Genomic DNA, 1775 nt, shown 5'->3' with positions numbered 1-1775 from the left:
GCCATCCCGGCGGTCAGAGCCGACACGCACGACCCGATGTCGCCGACCAGCGGCGCCACGATCGCCACGTTGCTGTCCATCTCGCGCGGCTCGATGTCGATCTGGATGAAGGTCTTCGACCCCGGCTCGCCCCAGGTCTTGCCCTTGCCGTGCGACAGCAGCCAGTTCAGCCGCGCGCCCACCAGGACCACCACGTCGGCGTCCTTCAGCACCATCGAGCGCGCCGCCCCCGCCGACTGCGGGTGGGTGTCGGGCAGCAGGCCCTTGGCCATGCTCATCGGCAGGAACGGGATGCCGCTCTTCTCGACCAGCTCGCGCACCGCCTCGTCGGCCTGCGCGTAAGCCGCGCCCTTGCCGAGGATGATCAGCGGCCGCTTGGCACCCTTCAGCACCTCAAGCGCGCGCGCCACCGAGTCCGGCGAGGGCAGCTGCGCCGGGGCGGCGTCGACCACCTTGACCAGCGAGCGCGCGCCCTCGGCGGCGTCCATCACCTGCGAGAACAGCTTGGCCGGCAGGTCGAGGTAGACGCCGCCCGGACGGCCCGACACCGCGGCGCGGATCGCGCGGGCCACGGCGATGCCGATGTCCTGGGCGTGCAGCACGCGGAAGGCCGCCTTGCACAGCGGCTTGGCGATGGCCAGCTGGTCCATCTCCTCGTAGTCGCCCTGCTGCAGGTCGACGATCTCGCGCTCCGACGAGCCGGAGATCAGGATCATCGGGAAGCAGTTGGTGGTGGCGTTGGCCAGCGCGGTCAGGCCGTTGAGGAAGCCCGGCGCCGAGACGGTCATGCACACGCCCGGCTTCTTGGTGAGGAAGCCGGCGATCGCCGCGGCGTTGCCGGCGTTCTGCTCGTGGCGGAAGGAGATGACCCGCAGCCCCTCGCCCTGGGCCATGCGCAGCAGGTCGGAAATCGGGATGCCCGGCACGACGTAGAGGTTCTCTATGCCGTTGAGCTTGAGGGCATCGATGACGAGCTGGAAACCATCCGTCAGCGCCGGTTCCGCATCGGTGGCGGCCGTGGCTTGGTTGTTGAGGACTGTGACGGCTGACATAAGGGTTACTCCTCCCCGACTCTTATTCGGTTCACGATCGGTCAATCGAGAAAATCGCAGTGCTGTTCGACATGGCGGGCCAGCCCCAGCGTGTGCTCGCGCACCCGCCGCTCGGCCAGGTCGGCGTCGCGCCGGGTCAGGGCGTCGATGATGTCGCGGTGCTCGACGATGGACGTCTCGGCCCGGCCGCCGCGGCGCATGGTGACGCGGCGGATGGCCCGCATGTGGATGAAGAAGCGGTCGGTCAGGTCGGCGATGAGCGTGCAGCCCGAGGCCTGGATGATCGACTGGTGGAAGGCGACGTTGGCATCGGAATACTCCAGCACGTGGTCGGCCAGCTCGCCTTCGGCGAAGCGGTCGAAGGTCTCGTGCAGGTCGGCCATACCGCGCTCGTCGGCGCGCTCGACGAAGAGGCGGGCGGCCATGCCCTCCAGGGCGGCGCAGACGGTGATCATCTCGATGATCTCCGCCTTGGTCTTGCGCACGACGAAGATGCCGCGCCGGGGCATGGAGCGGATGAAGCCCTCCTGCTCCAGCAGCGCCATGGCCTCGCGCACCGGGGTGCGGCTGACGCCCAGCGCCTCGCAGAGCTGGCGCTCGTCGAGGCGGATCTCGCTCGGCCCGCCGTAGATGTCCATCTGGGTGATGGCTTGGCGCAGCGCCTGGTAGGCCTTGGCCTTGAAGCTCATCCCCTGATCCAGGGGTGCGACCGAGAAACTCATC

Annotated in this window: 2 protein-coding genes; both read right to left on the bottom strand. The window is 68.8% G+C overall.

Going from position 1 to position 1775, the window contains the following annotated elements:
- Positions 1 to 1052: oxalyl-CoA decarboxylase (gene oxc / locus FHW79_RS32220; protein WP_183182680.1), on the bottom strand; the 1052-nt coding region annotated here is incomplete at its 3' end.
- A gap of 41 nt (positions 1053 to 1093) precedes the next feature.
- The gene (locus tag FHW79_RS32215; RefSeq protein WP_183182679.1) at positions 1094 to 1774 is read right to left on the bottom strand and encodes a GntR family transcriptional regulator; all 681 of its coding nucleotides are present in this window, start codon (positions 1772 to 1774) and stop codon (positions 1094 to 1096) included.
- Between the last annotated feature and the right edge of the window lies 1 nt (position 1775).

The organism is Azospirillum sp. OGB3, from assembly GCF_014192915.1.
Classification (GTDB): Bacteria; Pseudomonadota; Alphaproteobacteria; order Azospirillales; family Azospirillaceae; genus Azospirillum.
The sequence above is the reverse complement of the archived record's forward strand: the minus strand, read 5'-3'. Positions and strand labels throughout refer to the sequence as shown.